Below are 15,674 nucleotides of genomic sequence, written 5' to 3' on the forward strand. Positions count from 1 at the left end.
CAGAACAGCAATTGCTGTTTTGAATTACTGTTTGACGCTCAAGTAATCGCCGTTGGTTTTAAGTGCAATGGTCACGTCATTGTTGCTGCGATTACGCCAAAACCAACCATGGGTGCCATCAAAAATGGCGGTAAATTCACCCTTGTCACTTTTGACCTGCTTGCCCTTGCTGTAGCTATGGAAGTAACCCTTCTCACCGTTGTAGGGCTCGCCATGGGTATCGAAGTTCACAGGCCCACCAACCGCAGTCCATTCGTAGCTAACAGACTTGCCTTTCAAGACTTCGAGCTTTATTTCCGTCCCTTCACCTGGCTTGAGCGTGACGCTCATTTGATTAGTCTTCAAAGCTGAAGTGGGTGTGGGCGTCGGCTGAGCAACAGGTTTCGCAATAGGCTGGACTTGCGCAACCTGCGGAGCTGGAGCTGGAGCTTGCGGTGGCGCGGCATCCGCCAAAGCTTCCTGAGCAAGGATGATCTTCAATTCGCCCATTTGGGTCAGTCCCAGTGCTCGGCCCACACCCGTTGGATCGACGGCATATTCCGAAGGCATAACCACTGTCACCAGCAGGCCGACCGCAGTCAGCAGGGCAATGACAGTGGAGCGCACCAGTTTGCGAGTGCTTGGCAATTCATTAACAGTTGGAAGCGGAGTATTGAACATGGTCAGAATTCCTTACGCGGAGACAAACAGGCCGGTGATCTGGTAACCCATCAGGAGGAAACCGGCACTCATCATGGCGACGTTGGCGGTATAGGCATGGCGCCAGAAACTGCCGGTGCGCCGCCAATACCCCATCAAAATGAGAATCGCGCTAAGTGCCAGCAATTGGCCGATCTCAACGCCTACGTTGAAGGCGATCAGGTTCGGAATCAGGCCATCAGGCGAGATTTCGTATTCCTGGATCTTCGTTGCCAGACCAAAACCATGGAGCAAACCGAAGATCAGCGTGGCCACCTTGGTGTTGGGTTGGAAACCGAACCAGCGCTGGAACGCGCCCAGGTTATCGAGCGCTTTGTACACCACCGAGAAACCGATGATGGCGTCGATGATGTAAGAGCTGATGCTGACCTCAGTCAGCACGCCGAGCAGCAGCGTGACCGAATGGCCCACGGCGAATAGCGTGACGTAAAGCCCAACATCCTTCAGGCGGTAGAGGAAGAAGATCACCCCGAACAAAAACAGCAGGTGGTCGTAGCCCGTCATCATGTGCTTGGCGCCCATGTAGATGAAGGGCAGCAACATGACGCCGGAGCTTTCCTGAATGAAGCCCTTGTCGCCTTCCGCAACAGCGTGAGCCATCGCCTCGGGCATTCCGAGGAAAAGTGCAGCGACAAGTAAAAACAACAGCAAAACGGGGCGGTGCGAAGGCGCAGTAACCGCGCCGACGCCGCTCATCGAGTACGAATGCATAGATCAATCCTACGTTGCAGAGATCGAAGGCCGCAGTGCGGCCAAGGTCAAGATGCGAACGAAGGACGGGGTGGACGCTCGATCAAGAATATCGGCGGCAGGGGAACAGAGTGTCGAAGCGCATCGACCCGGATGGATAGCATCGGGGATGTCGCCAGCATCAACGCGGCTGTGAGTTGCGGTGTTTCGTGCTGGTGATCAGGGGTCAATGGCGAGTGATAGTGATCTGAAAGACTTGAGTAGCTGGATGAAGCCTCTTCGCCGTGGGAGTGATGGGCATCTTGTGCGATCTCCCAGGCTGGCTGTTTCGACGTCACTGATAACGAATAGGTATGCCCGGCCCAGGCCACAAACATGGCGAGAACAAGCGTGACTACCACCGTCGATGTCAGTGTTTTGCTGAACATAGCGTTCGGGATTCAACTCGTTTTGTAGGGATTTGATACGTTTGACCGCATCCCCATGGGGGGGATATGATGCCAGCGTAATTCATTGAGGCCTGAGGCTCAAGTCATGAGTGAGCACGAACACAACCATCCCCACACCCACCAAAGTCACGAAGCGATCATCAAGCGTCTCAAAAGGGCGGATGGCCATTTACGCGGCATCATCACCATGATCGAAGAGGGGCGTCAGTGCGTGGACATCGCTCAGCAGCTGCATGCTGTCGAAAAGGCGGTGTGCCAAGCCAAACGTACGCTCATCCAGGATCACATTGATCACTGCTTGGAAGACACCGTCTCGGCGCTCGGCAATGGGGAGCGCGCACCACTGGAAGCTTTCAAGCAAATCACCAAGTACCTCTAGGTCTGACATGCCCAATTTCGCTGAACTGCTGCAACAAGGCGGGGCTCACGCATGGCTGTATTTCCCGAGCGCGATCCTGCTCGGCGCCTTGCATGGCCTGGAGCCGGGACATTCCAAAACCATGATGGCGGCCTTCATCGTGGCCATCCGTGGCTCGGTCAAACAGGCTGTTTTCTTGGGCTTGGCCGCGACGCTGTCGCATACCGCAGTGGTGTGGTTGGTCGCCATCGGCGGCATGTACCTGGGCAAAGGCCTGGATGCGCAAACCACTGAGCCGTATTTCCAGCTTGCCTCATCTGCGCTGATCATCGTGATTGCGCTGTGGATGCTCTGGCGTACCTGGCGCGGTGAGCAGATGTTCAAGTTCGAGCAAGGTGATGATCATCACCACGGCGAGCACGACCATGGTCATCATGATGAGACCCATCGAATCGATACTGGTCATGGCCGTGTCGAACTGTCGATTTTCGAAGAAGGCATGCCACCGCACTGGCGCCTGAAGACACTGACCGGGCACGCCTGGTCAGCCTCAGATGTTCGCCTGATGACGACGCGTCCGGACGGTAGCACCCAATCGTTCTCTTTCGTTGAGCGCGACGGCTTTCTGGAGTCGATGGTCGATATTCCGGAACCACACGAGTTCAGTGCTCGCTTGAGTCTGGGCCATGCGGGCCACTCCCATGATTACGATCTGGCATACCAGGAACATGATCACGGGCATGCGCGCTCCGAACTGGAAGGTCTGGAACTGTCGATTGATGGCTATCAGGATGCGCATGAACGTGCGCATGCCAACGATATCCGCAAGCGCTTCACCAATCGCGAGGTCACCACGGGCCAAATCGTCATGTTCGGTTTGACTGGTGGTCTGATTCCTTGTCCGGCTGCCATCACCGTTCTGTTGCTATGTCTTCAGGTTAAAGAAGTCGCGCTGGGAGGCATGCTTGTCCTGTGTTTCAGCATCGGATTGGCGCTCACCTTGGTCACTGTCGGTGCTGCTGCGGCAATTGGTGCTAAGCAGGCCTCCAACCGTTGGCCTTGGCTGGGCACCGTGGCTCGTCGAGCGCCGTACCTGTCCAGCGTGCTGATCATTGGTGTTGGTCTGTACGTGGGCTTCCATGGCTGGATCGGCCTGAACGCGTGAGGCAAGTCTTTCGTGTTTGAACTCACGAGCTACATTGGTCTGTTCGTGGCGGCATTCGGTGCCGCCACGTTATTGCCAATGCAGTCTGAAGCCGTGCTGGTCGGGATGTTGCTCTCCGACCGGTACGTCGTTTCTACGCTATTGGCGGTAGCCACTGTTGGCAACGTGCTTGGCTCCGCACTGAACTGGCTTCTGGGCCGTTCCGTTGAGCGATTCCGCCACAAGCGCTGGTTCCCCGTGAGCGAGAGCAAGTTAGAAAAAGCCCAGCAGTCCTATCTGCGCTACGGGCGCTGGTCACTGTTGTTGAGCTGGGTGCCAATCATTGGCGACCCGCTGACAGTCGTCGCCGGAGTTATGCGCGAGCCACTTTGGAGTTTCCTGCTGATTGTCACCCTGGCCAAGGGCGCGCGTTATCTCGTGCTGACCGCCGTCACGCTGGGGTGGGCATGACGATACCTACTGTCCCGCTTTCCCTACTCAAGAGCCGAAGCAGTAGCTTGGATCTGATCAAGTGGCTAGCGATGTTGACCATGGTTATCGATCACCTGCGGTTGGTGTGGCCGGAGATGAGCAACCTGTTCATTCCGGGAAGACTTTCTTTTCCGTTGTTCTGTGTCGCTATTGCGGCCAACGTGGCGCGCTCCAAACAGGGTGAGTTGCTGACGGCGGCGAACGGTCGATACCTTGCCTTGATGCTGGTGTTCGCTGCCATTTCAGAAGTACCGTATCGCCACATCAGTTCTTCGGGATCATTCAACGTGTTGGTGACGCTGGCATTGGGACTGGTGATTGCCTGGGGATGGCAACATCGCACCCTGTTGAGCAGTGCTATGGCGTTGATGGCCTCCGCAATTGCCTACGTGCTGGATGATCCACTGATGTACGGCTTCTACGGTGCGCTTGTTCCAGCGGCTGTCTTAATGGCAATTAAAGGCCCCGGTGTTCTTTGGCTGCTGCCTGCGGCTCTATGCTTGATGAGCAATACGCGAAGTAGCATCGTAACCAAGGCGCTGGACTTGGAAGTCTATTCATTGGTGGCTTTGAGCTCGGCGTTCGCGGCGCCGCTGATCGGACTCTGGCTACTGCGTCAGACCTTCACCTTCAATGTCTGGCCGGTGCGGCAATGGGGATATTGGTTTTATCCGGGCCACCTTGCAGCTTTGCAAGCGCTACGGTTGCTGGTCTGAATACCGGTCACCAGCTTTAGCAAGTCTTAGGAGCTCACGATCATCTGTTGGGCCATCGGCGATGCTGATCATCGATCACGTATGGATGTTCGTGATCCACACCGTCCTGGCCGTCGATGTGCGCGTGATCGCCCGGCAGATTCTCATGGGTGTGTTTGATCGACTCCTGGTCATGAACTGGTCGCCAGATCACGATACTGACCAGTAATGCACTGCCTGCCACCACTGCAAGGCCAACAAACGACGCCGTGAGGCTGATGTTGGCTCCCAGCCATCCCGCCAGTGGATAAGTAATCAACCAGCAAGCATGGGACAGCGCAAATTGGGCGGCAAACAACGCCGGGCGATCTTCGGCATGTGCCGAGCGGCGCAACAGGCGACCGCTCGGAGTCTGGGCCAGCGAATAGCCCACCCCGAGCACCATCCACAGCGGCAACAGGAAGTTGTAGGTGGTCAGGTTGATGCCGACGGCCAAGCCTGCGACCAGTATTCCTCCGCCAAATAACATGGCCGTTCGGTCTTTGATGTTTTTCAACAGCCGAGGCAAGACCAGGGCTGCGACCATGGAACCACCCCCAAACGCAGCCAGCGCCAATGCCGTAGAGCTTTGCGGCAGAGCGAAGCGCGACTGAACCAGCACCACGGTGTTGACGATGACCATGGCACTGGCAGCCGCTACCGTCAGGTTGAGAGCCAGCAGCCCTCGCAGGCGGGGCGTCGCTAGGAATATGCGCATGCCACGGGTAGTTCGTTCATAGATGCTGCGTCGTGGTACTTGCTTAGCCTTTGGCAACAACACCGTGGCGACTAGGGCGGCAGAAGCGAGGAAGCCGATGACCGTGCCGGCAAAAAGGTTGTGGAAGCTGATCACCGTCAGGAGCGCGGCAGCGAGCATAGGGCTCGCGACACTTTCGAGATCGTAAGCCAGACGCGATAGCGACAAGGCACGGGTGTAATCGTCTTCATCCGGCAGGATGTCTGGAATGGTCGCTTGGAACGTTGGAGTGAACGCTGCCGATGCGGACTGAAGGACGAAAATCAGCACGTAGATTTGCCAAACCTCGGTCACAAACGGGAGAGCCAGCGCGACCACGGCCCGCACCAGATCCAGAGAGACCAGCATGGCTCGGCGAGGCAGGCGCTCTGCAAAAGCCGCTGCAATGGGCGCAACGCCAATGTAGGCCGTCATTTTGATCGCCAACGCCGTGCCGAGAACGGCACCTGCTTGGGCGCCTGCTAGATCGAACGCCAGTAAACCGAGCGCGACGGTGGCAAGGCCAGTCCCTACGAGTGCAATCACTTGAGCCAGGAAAAGATGGCGATAGGTTCGGTTGGCTAGGATTTTCAGCATGAGAAATCTCAAAAAAAACGCGTGCGCCTATCTTGTTACTGAGATTTCCCGAAGATAAAAGAACTACGAGTTTCTCGTTTTCAGATGATTTTGTATCCCCCCTAGGGGGATATGAATTCATCCTAAACCAGAGCCAGAAATAGCTCAAGAAATAAGCATTCGACCTTTGATCGAGTCTCCGGAGAAGTAGCTTGCTCAGTGAAGGCACTTAGCCATACGCTGCCGGGCGTGAGACCTCTCACGGATATAAAATATGAGCAAGGAGCAAGCCCTGATGAAACTGTCCGCCATTTTGATCGCCGCTTTACTTTCGATTACGTCCGTTGCTGCCTTAGCGCACAGCGGCGGTACTGATTCAAAAGGTTGCCATCGCAACCATAAAACCAACGACTACCACTGCCATTAAATGGCAAAAGCCCAGCGTCAGGCTGGGCTTTGGTGTGAGCTGGTCACTTCAGATCTGACGGGGCCTGGGTGTCTGACGGACGCTGTTCAATCCGCTCGTGATAGCTAGCGCAACAGATGTACTGCCAGACCAGCGAGCGCACAGGCCATCAGTACCTGAATGACGCCGCGCTTGAAGCGGAACAAAGCTATTGCCGCTGCGATGGCGATCAATGCAGAGGGCCAGTCTAGGTTGCCGCTAAAGCCTTTCGGCCAAAGCACGTGATACCCGAAGAAGCACGCCAGATTGAGGATCACCCCAACTACGGCGGCGGTGATGGCGGTAAGCGGTGCAGTGAACTTGAGTTCGTTGTGGGTCGACTCAACCAGAGGGCCACCCGCAAGGATGAACAGGAACGAGGGTAAAAAGGTGAACCAGGTCACCAGGGCAGCTGCGACAGCTCCGGCCAGAAACACCTGATCAGCCCCGAACACTTGCGAGACATAGGCCCCGACGAAGCCGACGAAAGCCACCACCATGATCAGCGGCCCTGGCGTGGTTTCCCCCAGCGCAAGGCCGTCGATCATCTGTGTCGGGGTTAGCCAGCCATAGTGACCGACTGCGCCTTGATAGACATACGGCAGTACGGCATAAGCCCCGCCGAAGGTCAGCAATGCAGCTTTGGTAAAGAACCAGCTCATCTGGGTCAGGGTTCCTTCCCACCCAAAGAGCGCGGTCAAAACACCCATCGGCAAAGCCCATAGAACGGCACCAATCAGTGCGAGTGAGGCCAATTTCAACCAGTTGAACCGAGCATGTTCAGGGCACGGCGTATCGTCATCGATTAAGGCCGGGCCGAAGGATTTTTTGGCGGCGCTATGGCCACCGGCTCTGAACTTCTCAGGTGCTAGGCGCCCGCCGAAATAGCCAATCAATGCTGCCCCTAAGACGATCAGCGGGAACGGAACATTGAATGCAAAGATCGCGGCAAATGAAGCCGCTGCTATCGACCACAGCCAATTATTCTTCAGTGCCCGAGAGCCGATTCTATGGGCAGCCTGCACCACGATGGCCGTCACGGCGGGCTTGATGCCGTAGAAGAGTCCGGCTACCACGGGTACTTCGCCGAACGCGATGTACATCCACGACAGCGCGATCAGGATGAATAGTGAGGGCAGCACAAACAGCGCGCCGGCGATCACGCCTCCCCACGTTCGATGCATCAACCAACCAATGTAAGTCGCCAGTTGCTGAGCCTCGGGCCCTGGCAACAACATGCAGTAATTGAGGGCATGCAGAAATCTGCGTTCTGAAATCCAGCGTCGCCGCTCCACCAACTCCTGGTGCATGATCGAGATCTGGCCCGCTGGCCCGCCGAAGCTAATGAACCCGAGCTTCAACCAGAACCAGAACGCCTCACGCAGACTAATCTGTTCAGGCCTCAACGGATCCGCTTCAACCTCTGGTGCCATAACTTTACTCATTGGGCTGCTCCTCTTTCACAAACCCGGCGAGCAGGCCGTCGAAGATGGCACTCGCGGCAGCCAGCAGTTGGTCGTCGTCGGTAATGGTTTCTCGCAGCCCTGCCAGTACACGTTCGATGCCGGCAGCCTCCACCGGCTGAATACCGCCGACATCAAGGTAGTGCACCAATGCGGCGATACGGTTTAGGCCGGGTTCTTCAAACTCGAAACTGGCTTGCAATGTTTCGAACGTCACGCGGTTGCCGACATGGCTGAAGGTCGCGTCATCGAAATCAAAACCCAAGGCACCGACTGGACAGTCCTGCGGCTTGTCTAACCAGAGAATCTGCGCATTGGGGTCAATGAAACGGCGAATAAGCCAAGCACATGCCAGACGGTCTACCCAAGGGCGTTTACGGGTTGCCCAGACACGCCCCTGATAATCACCAAGGTTGAGTGCCGTTATTGGTTGGTCGCGGCTATGGGGCTCATCGGCAGACAGGGCCCTGCTGACCGCCGTTTCTAGCTCCTGCAACGCCGAATCCAGTTGTTGCTTAGGCTTGCCTGGGAAGTAATCGATGCTGATCAGTTGATCGTAGGTTTTGCGCAGCTTGCGAATTTGCTTGGTGGTGGCCAATGCGTTTTCAGGATTGAGCTGCCCACGGCACTCTTCGATCTCCGCACCAAGCTTGCCGTAGTCATCGCTACGGTCGAACAACTCGACAAAGCGCTCACCGTCAGGATCGACAACGGGCAGAGTGTAAGCGGTGCCATTGATGGCAAGGATGTCCCGCTCGATAGACGCCAGCACTTCACGACAGAAACCGGTGTCAGGCAACAGATAGGCCCCATCGCGCAATACCGCCGCACCTGAAGCTTTCAAAGCGCGCCAAGCCCGCATGCGTTCGGTGGCATTAGCGGTGGGTAAGCCAAGAATCAGAGCTAGCCAATTTTTCATGTAGAGATAGCTATTTAATATGTAGTCAGTATTACATTACTCTTGATCTTGGCGTTTGAAAAGCCACCCTATAGCGCTAGGGTTTTGGCGAGACCAACTGGAGAAAGGGTTGCGAAGGCAGGGTTAATAGGTGCTGTGCGTGTTGGCCAGTCAATCAGGCTTTCGAGCTTCAGACGTTCGTGATGAGCGTCCGGTTTTGGCCGATTCTGTTGAAAACAGTCGGTCTGCCCAAACTGCTTGGTCATTGACTGGTGAAAACGCCTTTTTTGTAACGCTGCTACGTGAAACTCGAGTCCGGAAGCCTCTGCCAAAAGTAAAGATTTCAACCTCGGACGCGTATTGTTCTGATGTGCAAACCATGGCCGACTGTTTTCAACAGAATCGGCCGATAGCTGCCTGTTTCCATCGCCGTATCGCAGCCAGGAGGCAGGAAGCATCTAGCCCGGAGCTGCCAGCTGGGATCCCTCAATCTAGCAGAACGCTCATCTCTTTCCGGCTCGCCGCATCAAGGTTGAGCAGCAGAGTGGTCGGAATAGACCAGCCCCTATACCCAGGCGACTAGCTGCACGCGCGCTGTGATCTCAAAGCTTTCTCGGCCCGCGCGGATCCATAGAAATTATATTTGACGCAGGCAACTGCCTCTCAAGCTCAGCGATACGGTCATACAGTTCAATGATTTTCGCATCCGCTTCGCTCAATAAACTTGCGAGTTGGTCGCGCTGCCGGGCAACCTGCTCAATCCGATCACGCAGGGCGCGGGTTTTCTGGCGTGCGAGAAGATTTACCTTGTTCAACGAAGGAGGTCGCTCCTCCGCATGTTGTTCCACGTAGGTTTTTATCTCTGCGATGAGACTGGGAAAACGAGTTTTCTTAAGCGCCGACGGATCGCTCCCGGCCTCTTTGGCCACGTTGTTCTGAGTGACCGGTGTCCCCTTCGGTAGAAGCTGTGGCCTATTGAGTTTCAGGCGCTCAAAAGCATCACGATATTGATCAGCCGCGCTGCGGCGAGCAGGGAGTTCAACGTCCATTTGCGCTCCCCACGACACGACGGAAGCTCTCTACGCTTCGCTGTTGAGCCATCAACGATTCCATTAGCGGACTACCATCCTGAGCATTAACAAGCCGCTCTTTGAGTACATGTTCAAGATCATCTACCGCGTCCAATCGTTCTGAGTCATACAGCACATCAGGGCAAGGTTTTGCATCCACTGAATCACCGCCGCCGCAATGGGCAATGTTGTCAATTCCGCCGTACGGACAAGGCTCGCGACTCGAACAAACGCCAAGAATGATCGGGCGACAGGCGGCTGCGCCTTTCTTTGCCAAACCAATCATCTTCTTCGCATCCTCTGGCGAAATCAGCCGAACGATTTCAGCCTTTCGTTTGTCTCCATGGGGACTGACAAAACGCTCACTCGTAAGCTGCTGCAACTCTCTTCCAAGCGTCTCGTACATTGTGCGAACGTACAGGGTGCGAGCCTTCTCCTCCAGACGCAACCGCGAGTGATTTTGACCGTAGTACAGGCTCATCGCTCGAGTGACGTGCTTGAGCTGGTACTGAAGCGAAGCATCACTTACGAGTCCGGAAGCTTGCATGTTCACTGCCCCAGTTCTACGCAACTGATGCCAGGCCAACGGCCAGACAGCGCCTACTTGATACTCCTCCGGCAGTGTAGGGGTAGCTAGCCGAGCCAATTTCAAATCCTCAGTCGTGATACGCAAACGTTCTAAGTCAAAGAGCTTCCCGTATTGCCCTACAAGCTGGGAATATGGCGAAATGCTCGGTCTCCGTGAGTGATTACCTTTATTGCGCAATGAGCTCCAGGGCTCGTAAGAAAAATCGGTCAGATAGCGCCCGGCGAGAACTCTCGCAGCTTCATGAGGTGCGTGTAGTGAGCGAAAAAGAGAAATGACCTCCATCGCCTTCACGGCGACCGCCACAGATGGGGATGTGACCCACAGGGCGTCGCTATCAGACAGCGTTTTTGTCGTCTGCCCCCGCAACAAAAAAATGTCGCCGAAGCTCTTGTCGTGCTCGACGTCAAGGCACCCGGCTCGAAGATTCCATGCTTCCTCAACCCGCATGAAACTGAAGTTTAGGATGTAAGCTAACCCAGCGCCGGTGACCAGTTTCAGATAGCTAGTCAGCGCTGTTACTTGCAAGTCGCTACCTCGACCCACCCACCGTTCAAGTAGCTCAAAGACGCCGAAGCGTTTCGCGGTATCCGCAAACGCGCCGAGAAAACGAAGCCCCGTTTTAGTGCCTGACAACTGCATGTTATAGCCGCAAAAAGGCGGGGCATTTACGCACGCCGTTCTCTCCGAAACCCTCTGGTTATGTTCGTAAGCCGCGAAGCAGAACCGGTAACAAGCTTCAACCTGTTCTCGATGGGATAGGAAGTCATCAAGGCACTCTCGCAGCCTAGTAACTTGATAGCGCCAAATACGTGGAGGGATGTACGGTGTTTGAGCTGTGTGGTGAGTTGGAAAAAGCGCGGCCAGACGGGTTAGGGAGCCTGAGTCCAGCAACGTAAACCCTACAGCATCCCTGGACGCGTAAAGCTCATGCATTAACGTCAGAAACTCGGTTTTTCTTGAGGTATGAAGAAAGGCAGGGATCCGTTCGCATACGCGTGGAAAGTGGCGTAATTCGCTGGCAAGTATTCCTGCCTCCTCGCAAAGAACAAACAGCCGCCGCATCTGATCGAACCGCGTTTTAAGGGATCTGTAGCCACGAGCACCGTACGGCCCGTATAGCCACCAGCCAGTGATGATTCGAAGTAAATTTGCGTTCTTTGAGCTAATTGGCGCCGCTGATTTTTTAACTGGCCCATCACCAAAATTCAGTGTCAGTGCCTTCTTGGCCCATGGATCAAGCCTCCAAATTGGATCGCCCCAACGGCTTATTACTTTGCCCTGTGCATCAATTACGACCGGCCAATCAGGTGCAGGAGGCCAGCTCTCTGGACGGTAATTCGATGCCCCAGGAACGGCGAGAGGCGACTCGATAGAAAGCCCTAACGTCGTGAGCATATTCATAGGGAGGCCCCCGCTGTAACTTCCGCAAGCCGAATAAATCCGTTCCACGCTGGGTGATAGTCCTCCTCAGCTATGCGTGCGAATGCCTCTTCCACCCAAAGCCGACGTACCTCACTACTCTCTTGAAAGAACCGTAACTTCGCACTCAGACGCTCGACCGCAAGCATCGCTGGATGGTCAGCCTCGTCAGATCTATCCGTGCACGCTGGGCGATATCTAACTAGCTCCAAGCTCTTGAGCACTCGCAAACTACTCAGAGACCAGACGTGATCCTCGCTTTCAATATCCCGATGATTGACGCAGAAAAGGCAACCCGCAGCGTTGATACAATCGGGATCAGGAGCATTAGTCGGAGCATCCACGACCGATTCTGGTATCGGCGCCACACAAGTACCTGGAGCAGGTGAGCAAACGACGGGATCTGCTTGCCGGTGAAATCGAGTGATTTCAATCATCGCAATTTGCGGATTGGGCTCGGCGTACACACGAATCAAAGTTTCAGCGGTGTGCTGTGCGATTTCCGCCACCAGTTCGGGGCGTTGCGACTCACGTAACAGCCAATTAATACGCGCACCCCGAAGCTTACGAGGTCGAACGAATCGAACACCGGAATCGGTGCAGACGCGCGCAATAGCCGTGAACTGAGGAGCTTCTAAAACGAGACGTCCCCCAAGGCGGACGAGAGGGAAAAGAAGCCCCTCTAGATCGTCTGGAAACCACGTATTACGCCACTCAATGTAGCGTTCGAACCACTGCTTGTAGCTTGAGAAAACGTCAAACAGCACTTCACCCTGACGCCGATTTTTGTAAGACCTCACTTGGTAACCATCAAAATGACTCGTGTAATGGTATTGGTCGATCCGAAGCTGATGCGCCTGCGACAAATTCATGCCGGTTTGTGCGATGAACATAAGCAGCTCGGCTTCGATTCGCAGATTCACTGCCGGGTATCGAGTCTCGATTGAAACGTCAGAATTCCGAAGTTCGCGGTTTCGAAGGATGTCCGCAATCTGGAATTTGGTTTGAGGTCGAATCCGTCGTGACGCTTCCTTCTCTGTATCGCGCAGGCCGCACCAGAGAGGTAGCGTCGAACCCGACCGCAATTCCACTTGGATGGGAAGTGGCCCCGTCACGGCTTCATAGGTAAGGGCCATACAGACGTCGGCAATGAACTGCCCGAATGAAAAGCTCTCTTCTAAGCTTTGCTTACCAGTGCTCCCATTACCTGCCCTTCCGTTGCCTCTTGGTTTGCGAATTCGGGTGCTGTAGAGAAGCGTCGAGCTTCGACCCAGAACTCGGTCGAGCATTGTCGCGGTTAAACTTGCCGTGTCGTATAACGATCCGGCGGTTAGATATCCTTCCACGCGGTGACGCTGTAGAAGATGCTCAGCCCACCCCAAGTATGCTTCCGCGACCGTATCAATGCGCAACGGACGCTCGCACTGATCCACCCACTGAAAAAACTTCCTCAACGCACCAATCTTGTTATTTGCCGAAAAGCGGCTCCCCCCGCCGACAAGGTCGTCGGTCAAACAGTCATGGAGCCCCTTCACAAGCTCTACCCGCTCCAGCAAAGGATCACCCAAAGCACCTGATCTGATTTCACTGCGTACAGTCTTCACTTTTGCCTTAGCACCACCGCTGTATAAAAGTGGGGCCAGATCCCAGGGCGTCTCATTTTTCGCGTACTCAAGCATTGGAAACGTTAGGTCTGAAAACGTCAGATTATTCATTGCTTGCTCCCTGCATCGACGCAATCCCTGTAAACGCAGTCATGAAGCTGTTCGCAATGGCCTGTTTGGCGGGTGCGGCTTGCACAAATTTGATGTATTTGAAGGTGGTAGCCTCCGAATTTCGACCGTGAAGCAATGCGTTGCTGACAGTCGCAATCACTATCGCCACATCAGTGCAATTTGCTAAAGCGAGCCTAGCTAACTCAGTTCCAAAGGTGCATCGGGATTGGTGGAAGCGAAACTTCCTGAGCGCTTTGATGCCCGACGCGATGCCTAATTTTCTAAGCGATGACATCTCAACGTTTATGGCCGAAGACTGATCACTGTTGCGACGTCCGAAAGGGTTTCCGAAACGTGTCAAGAACACTAAATCTTGATGCTCGCCAGCAGCAGATGCCTCGCGAGTCAACCTGCGAAGACCCTTGGCGTACACCAAGACTTCTGAACACAAAGCTTCGGGAATCCATACCTGGCCAGTTACCGCAAATTTGGTATGCACGGGCGGGGACGCACCTGGCCCTACGGATATCAGAAGCAGACCTTTAGCAGACGGATCATGTAGGGCACGCTCCAACGTGTCGATGCGAAGGTCACAGATCGTTCCCAGCCGCATACCCGTAAAGAAACCTAGAGCCAACATCAAGTAAAGCTCGGGTGAGGCGCTCTGTTTTGCGAAATCAAGAATGGCGTCGCGATCAACCGCAGACACTGGAAGTAGCCCACCTTCCAAAGTGACCCCAATGCGTTTTCGGTTTGGAATACCCAGATCGGTGGTGGTGCCAGCTAGCGTTCGCTCGAAGCCGACCTGGTCAAAGTATTTGATGAAATAGCGCTTGTCTTTCCACAGCGGCAATAGCGGGTTTAGAAGGCCACGCCTCCTAATCCACCTGTAGAAACTGATGCAGTTACGCATGTACTCGGAAGCCGTGGCAGGACTGATATGACCAGCATCACGAGCCTTGATAAGCGCCCCACGGTACTGAACAAGACATCGATCAGCCTTTCGAGACGGAAACTCGAACCACTGAAGCCCGCGACTCTCCAAAAACTTCGCGTAGTTCAAAAGCCCGTTCAGGTTGCTAGAAACGGTCTTAAGGAGTGCCTCACCGTTGGTGACTCTCTCCATAGCCCATAGATTGGCTTCTCTCCAGGGCAATCCGTCTTCCCAGAATATTTGTGGTAGTCCTTCGATCACTACACGGGAGCTATTCAGCGAGTAGGTAATCAGGCGGTCTTTGACAGAAAGGTCATGCGGACTGAAGTGAATGTGTTCGACGGTAGGCAAGGGAAATCTCTGTAAGAACAAGCGTCAATGTCCATGGGGACGCCATCTAACTTTGGACGTCCACGGTATGCAACTTATTCTTATCGATGCTGTAGACCTCAACGGCCGGCACCATCGATTCGATCAGCGTCATGACACGCTCACTCATGTCGCCGTATAGCGCATAGTTCGAGGAGAACGGGACGATGCCATGCTGCTTGAGCTTGTGCTTGATCTGGAAGTACGGCTCGCCCATTTTCACGTAGGGCTTGGCATCGTAGCTCCGCGCGATGACGCAGCCGTCGTTGTTCGACAGCACCACGATAGGCACCTTCGCCAGGTCAGGACGAAACACGCGTTCGCAACTGGCGTAGAAGCTGTTGCAATCGATCAGGCCGAATACCGGCAGCGCCCTAGACATGGCTGCGCACGCTGCTGGTGATCACACCCCAAATTGCCAGTTCATCACCCTCAAGGACATACCGTGGCGGATACTTGGGGTTTTCCGACATCAGTATTACGTCGCTACCGCGAAGGCACAGACGCTTGCACACGGGTTCGTTATTCAACAACGCAATGACGATGTGGCCGTGAGCTGGCTCGATTGATCGATCGACAATGGCTAGGTCCCCTTCGTAGATCCCGGCACCCTGCATGCTTTCACCGGTGAGCGACACCAGATAGACGTGTGGCGCGCGAATGTTCAGCACCTCATCCAACGATATCTGCGCTTCGATGTGATCCGCTGCCGGCGAAGGAAAGCCGGCCGGGACTCGGAAGAGACACAGCGGCACCTTCAAGCCGCCCTGACTGATGGGACCCAGAATTGAGTAACTCATGACGCACGACTTCCAGAACTGTACGAATATACAGTTAACTTTCTGGATGGCTTGCGGTCAATTTTTGTAGGAAATATCAGATAGGCGGGCAGGA

15 protein-coding genes and 1 pseudogene are annotated in these 15,674 nt (G+C 54.9%); 5 read left to right on the top strand and 11 right to left on the bottom strand.

The genetic code is table 11. The features are described 5' to 3' along the window. Window positions 1–24: 24 nt before the first annotated feature. Window positions 25–660 (bottom strand): transmembrane anchor protein, encoded by a 636-nt coding sequence (locus tag HU727_RS15325; protein ID WP_186533087.1) that lies wholly within the window; start codon window positions 658–660, stop codon window positions 25–27. Window positions 661–672: 12 nt separating this feature from the next. Continuing rightward, a complete protein-coding gene (locus HU727_RS15330) occupies window positions 673–1,410 on the bottom strand; it encodes a HupE/UreJ family protein (protein ID WP_186533088.1) in 738 nt (245 codons plus the stop codon). Window positions 1,411–1,923: 513 nt separating this feature from the next. Here HU727_RS15330 and HU727_RS15335 point away from each other — a divergent pair. From HU727_RS15335 to HU727_RS15350, 4 genes are read left to right on the top strand one after another with little or no spacing between them, the layout of a single operon-like run. Then, window positions 1,924–2,217 carry a metal-sensing transcriptional repressor gene (locus HU727_RS15335; RefSeq protein WP_186533089.1) on the top strand — a complete coding sequence of 98 codons (294 nt, stop codon included), beginning with the start codon at window positions 1,924–1,926 and terminating at the stop codon, window positions 2,215–2,217. A gap of 7 nt (window positions 2,218–2,224) precedes the next feature. After that, a complete protein-coding gene (locus HU727_RS15340) occupies window positions 2,225–3,361 on the top strand; it encodes a nickel/cobalt efflux protein RcnA (protein WP_186533090.1) in 1,137 nt (378 codons plus the stop codon). Window positions 3,362–3,373: 12 nt separating this feature from the next. Continuing rightward, on the top strand, window positions 3,374–3,811 hold the full coding sequence (locus tag HU727_RS15345; RefSeq protein ID WP_186533091.1) for a YqaA family protein: 438 nt from the start codon (window positions 3,374–3,376) through the stop codon (window positions 3,809–3,811). After that, window positions 3,808–4,548, top strand: a complete 741-nt coding sequence (locus tag HU727_RS15350; protein WP_186533092.1) for a TraX family protein — start codon at window positions 3,808–3,810, stop codon at window positions 4,546–4,548. The genes HU727_RS15345 and HU727_RS15350 overlap by 4 nt, the downstream gene beginning before the upstream one ends. A 40-nt stretch (window positions 4,549–4,588) precedes the next feature. On the opposite strand, the gene HU727_RS15355 is transcribed toward HU727_RS15350, so the two are convergent. Continuing rightward, the gene (locus tag HU727_RS15355) at window positions 4,589–5,899 is read right to left on the bottom strand and encodes an MFS transporter (RefSeq protein ID WP_186533093.1); all 1,311 of its coding nucleotides are present in this window, start codon (window positions 5,897–5,899) and stop codon (window positions 4,589–4,591) included. 253 nt (window positions 5,900–6,152) lie between these two features. Between HU727_RS15355 and HU727_RS15360 the strand changes: the two genes are divergently transcribed. Then, window positions 6,153–6,305, top strand: coding sequence for a YHYH domain-containing protein (locus tag HU727_RS15360; RefSeq protein ID WP_225919847.1), 153 nt, complete (start codon window positions 6,153–6,155; stop codon window positions 6,303–6,305). A 104-nt stretch (window positions 6,306–6,409) separates the two neighbouring features. Here HU727_RS15360 and chrA read toward each other — a convergent pair whose 3' ends face one another. The 8 genes and pseudogenes from chrA to HU727_RS15400 form a co-directional block, all read right to left on the bottom strand. Continuing rightward, entirely contained in the window at window positions 6,410–7,768 is a 1,359-nt protein-coding gene (gene chrA / locus HU727_RS15365; RefSeq protein ID WP_186533095.1) for a chromate efflux transporter, read from the bottom strand. Beyond that, window positions 7,761–8,705, bottom strand: coding sequence for a chromate resistance protein ChrB domain-containing protein (locus tag HU727_RS15370; protein WP_186533096.1), 945 nt, complete (start codon window positions 8,703–8,705; stop codon window positions 7,761–7,763). The genes chrA and HU727_RS15370 overlap by 8 nt, the downstream gene beginning before the upstream one ends. A 581-nt stretch (window positions 8,706–9,286) precedes the next feature. Then, window positions 9,287–9,733 carry a hypothetical protein gene (locus HU727_RS15375; protein ID WP_169866952.1) on the bottom strand — a complete coding sequence of 149 codons (447 nt, stop codon included), beginning with the start codon at window positions 9,731–9,733 and terminating at the stop codon, window positions 9,287–9,289. Then, on the bottom strand, window positions 9,723–11,744 hold the full coding sequence (locus HU727_RS25745) for a hypothetical protein (protein WP_225919848.1): 2,022 nt from the start codon (window positions 11,742–11,744) through the stop codon (window positions 9,723–9,725). Before HU727_RS25745 ends, HU727_RS15375 begins: the two co-directional genes overlap by 11 nt. Beyond that, complete coding sequence (locus HU727_RS15385) at window positions 11,741–13,477, bottom strand: site-specific integrase (RefSeq protein ID WP_186533097.1); 1,737 nt, start codon at window positions 13,475–13,477, stop codon at window positions 11,741–11,743. The genes HU727_RS25745 and HU727_RS15385 overlap by 4 nt, the downstream gene beginning before the upstream one ends. Then, complete coding sequence (locus HU727_RS15390; protein WP_186533098.1) at window positions 13,470–14,783, bottom strand: site-specific integrase; 1,314 nt, start codon at window positions 14,781–14,783, stop codon at window positions 13,470–13,472. The genes HU727_RS15385 and HU727_RS15390 overlap by 8 nt, the downstream gene beginning before the upstream one ends. Before the next feature lie 58 nt (window positions 14,784–14,841). Beyond that, a pseudogene (locus tag HU727_RS15395) lies at window positions 14,842–15,162 on the bottom strand (Y-family DNA polymerase); the annotation flags it as partial. Further along, window positions 15,155–15,580: a LexA family protein gene (locus HU727_RS15400; protein WP_186533100.1), complete on the bottom strand. Its 426-nt coding sequence runs from the start codon at window positions 15,578–15,580 to the stop codon at window positions 15,155–15,157. The pseudogene HU727_RS15395 and the gene HU727_RS15400, both read right to left, overlap by 8 nt. Between the last annotated feature and the right edge of the window lie 94 nt (window positions 15,581–15,674).

The organism is Pseudomonas khorasanensis (genome assembly GCF_014268505.2).
In the GTDB taxonomy this organism is placed as follows: domain Bacteria; phylum Pseudomonadota; class Gammaproteobacteria; order Pseudomonadales; family Pseudomonadaceae; genus Aquipseudomonas; species Aquipseudomonas khorasanensis.

What these genes read in the sequence shown, in the direction of transcription:
- HU727_RS15385 (WP_186533097.1), bottom strand. Translation starts at nt 13,477, where the DNA reads ATGAATAATCTGACGTTTTCAGACCTAACGTTTCCAATGCTTGAGTAC.
- chrA (WP_186533095.1), bottom strand. Translation starts at nt 7,768, where the DNA reads ATGAGTAAAGTTATGGCACCAGAGGTTGAAGCGGATCCGTTGAGGCCT.
- HU727_RS15400 (WP_186533100.1), bottom strand. Translation starts at nt 15,580, where the DNA reads ATGAGTTACTCAATTCTGGGTCCCATCAGTCAGGGCGGCTTGAAGGTG.
- HU727_RS15325 (WP_186533087.1), bottom strand. Translation starts at nt 660, where the DNA reads ATGTTCAATACTCCGCTTCCAACTGTTAATGAATTGCCAAGCACTCGC.
- HU727_RS15355 (WP_186533093.1), bottom strand. Translation starts at nt 5,899, where the DNA reads ATGCTGAAAATCCTAGCCAACCGAACCTATCGCCATCTTTTCCTGGCT.
- HU727_RS15375 (WP_169866952.1), bottom strand. Translation starts at nt 9,733, where the DNA reads ATGGACGTTGAACTCCCTGCTCGCCGCAGCGCGGCTGATCAATATCGT.
- HU727_RS25745 (WP_225919848.1), bottom strand. Translation starts at nt 11,744, where the DNA reads ATGAATATGCTCACGACGTTAGGGCTTTCTATCGAGTCGCCTCTCGCC.
- HU727_RS15330 (WP_186533088.1), bottom strand. Translation starts at nt 1,410, where the DNA reads ATGCATTCGTACTCGATGAGCGGCGTCGGCGCGGTTACTGCGCCTTCG.
- HU727_RS15360 (WP_225919847.1), top strand. Translation starts at nt 6,153, where the DNA reads ATGAGCAAGGAGCAAGCCCTGATGAAACTGTCCGCCATTTTGATCGCC.
- HU727_RS15335 (WP_186533089.1), top strand. Translation starts at nt 1,924, where the DNA reads ATGAGTGAGCACGAACACAACCATCCCCACACCCACCAAAGTCACGAA.
- HU727_RS15370 (WP_186533096.1), bottom strand. Translation starts at nt 8,705, where the DNA reads ATGAAAAATTGGCTAGCTCTGATTCTTGGCTTACCCACCGCTAATGCC.
- HU727_RS15350 (WP_186533092.1), top strand. Translation starts at nt 3,808, where the DNA reads ATGACGATACCTACTGTCCCGCTTTCCCTACTCAAGAGCCGAAGCAGT.
- HU727_RS15340 (WP_186533090.1), top strand. Translation starts at nt 2,225, where the DNA reads ATGCCCAATTTCGCTGAACTGCTGCAACAAGGCGGGGCTCACGCATGG.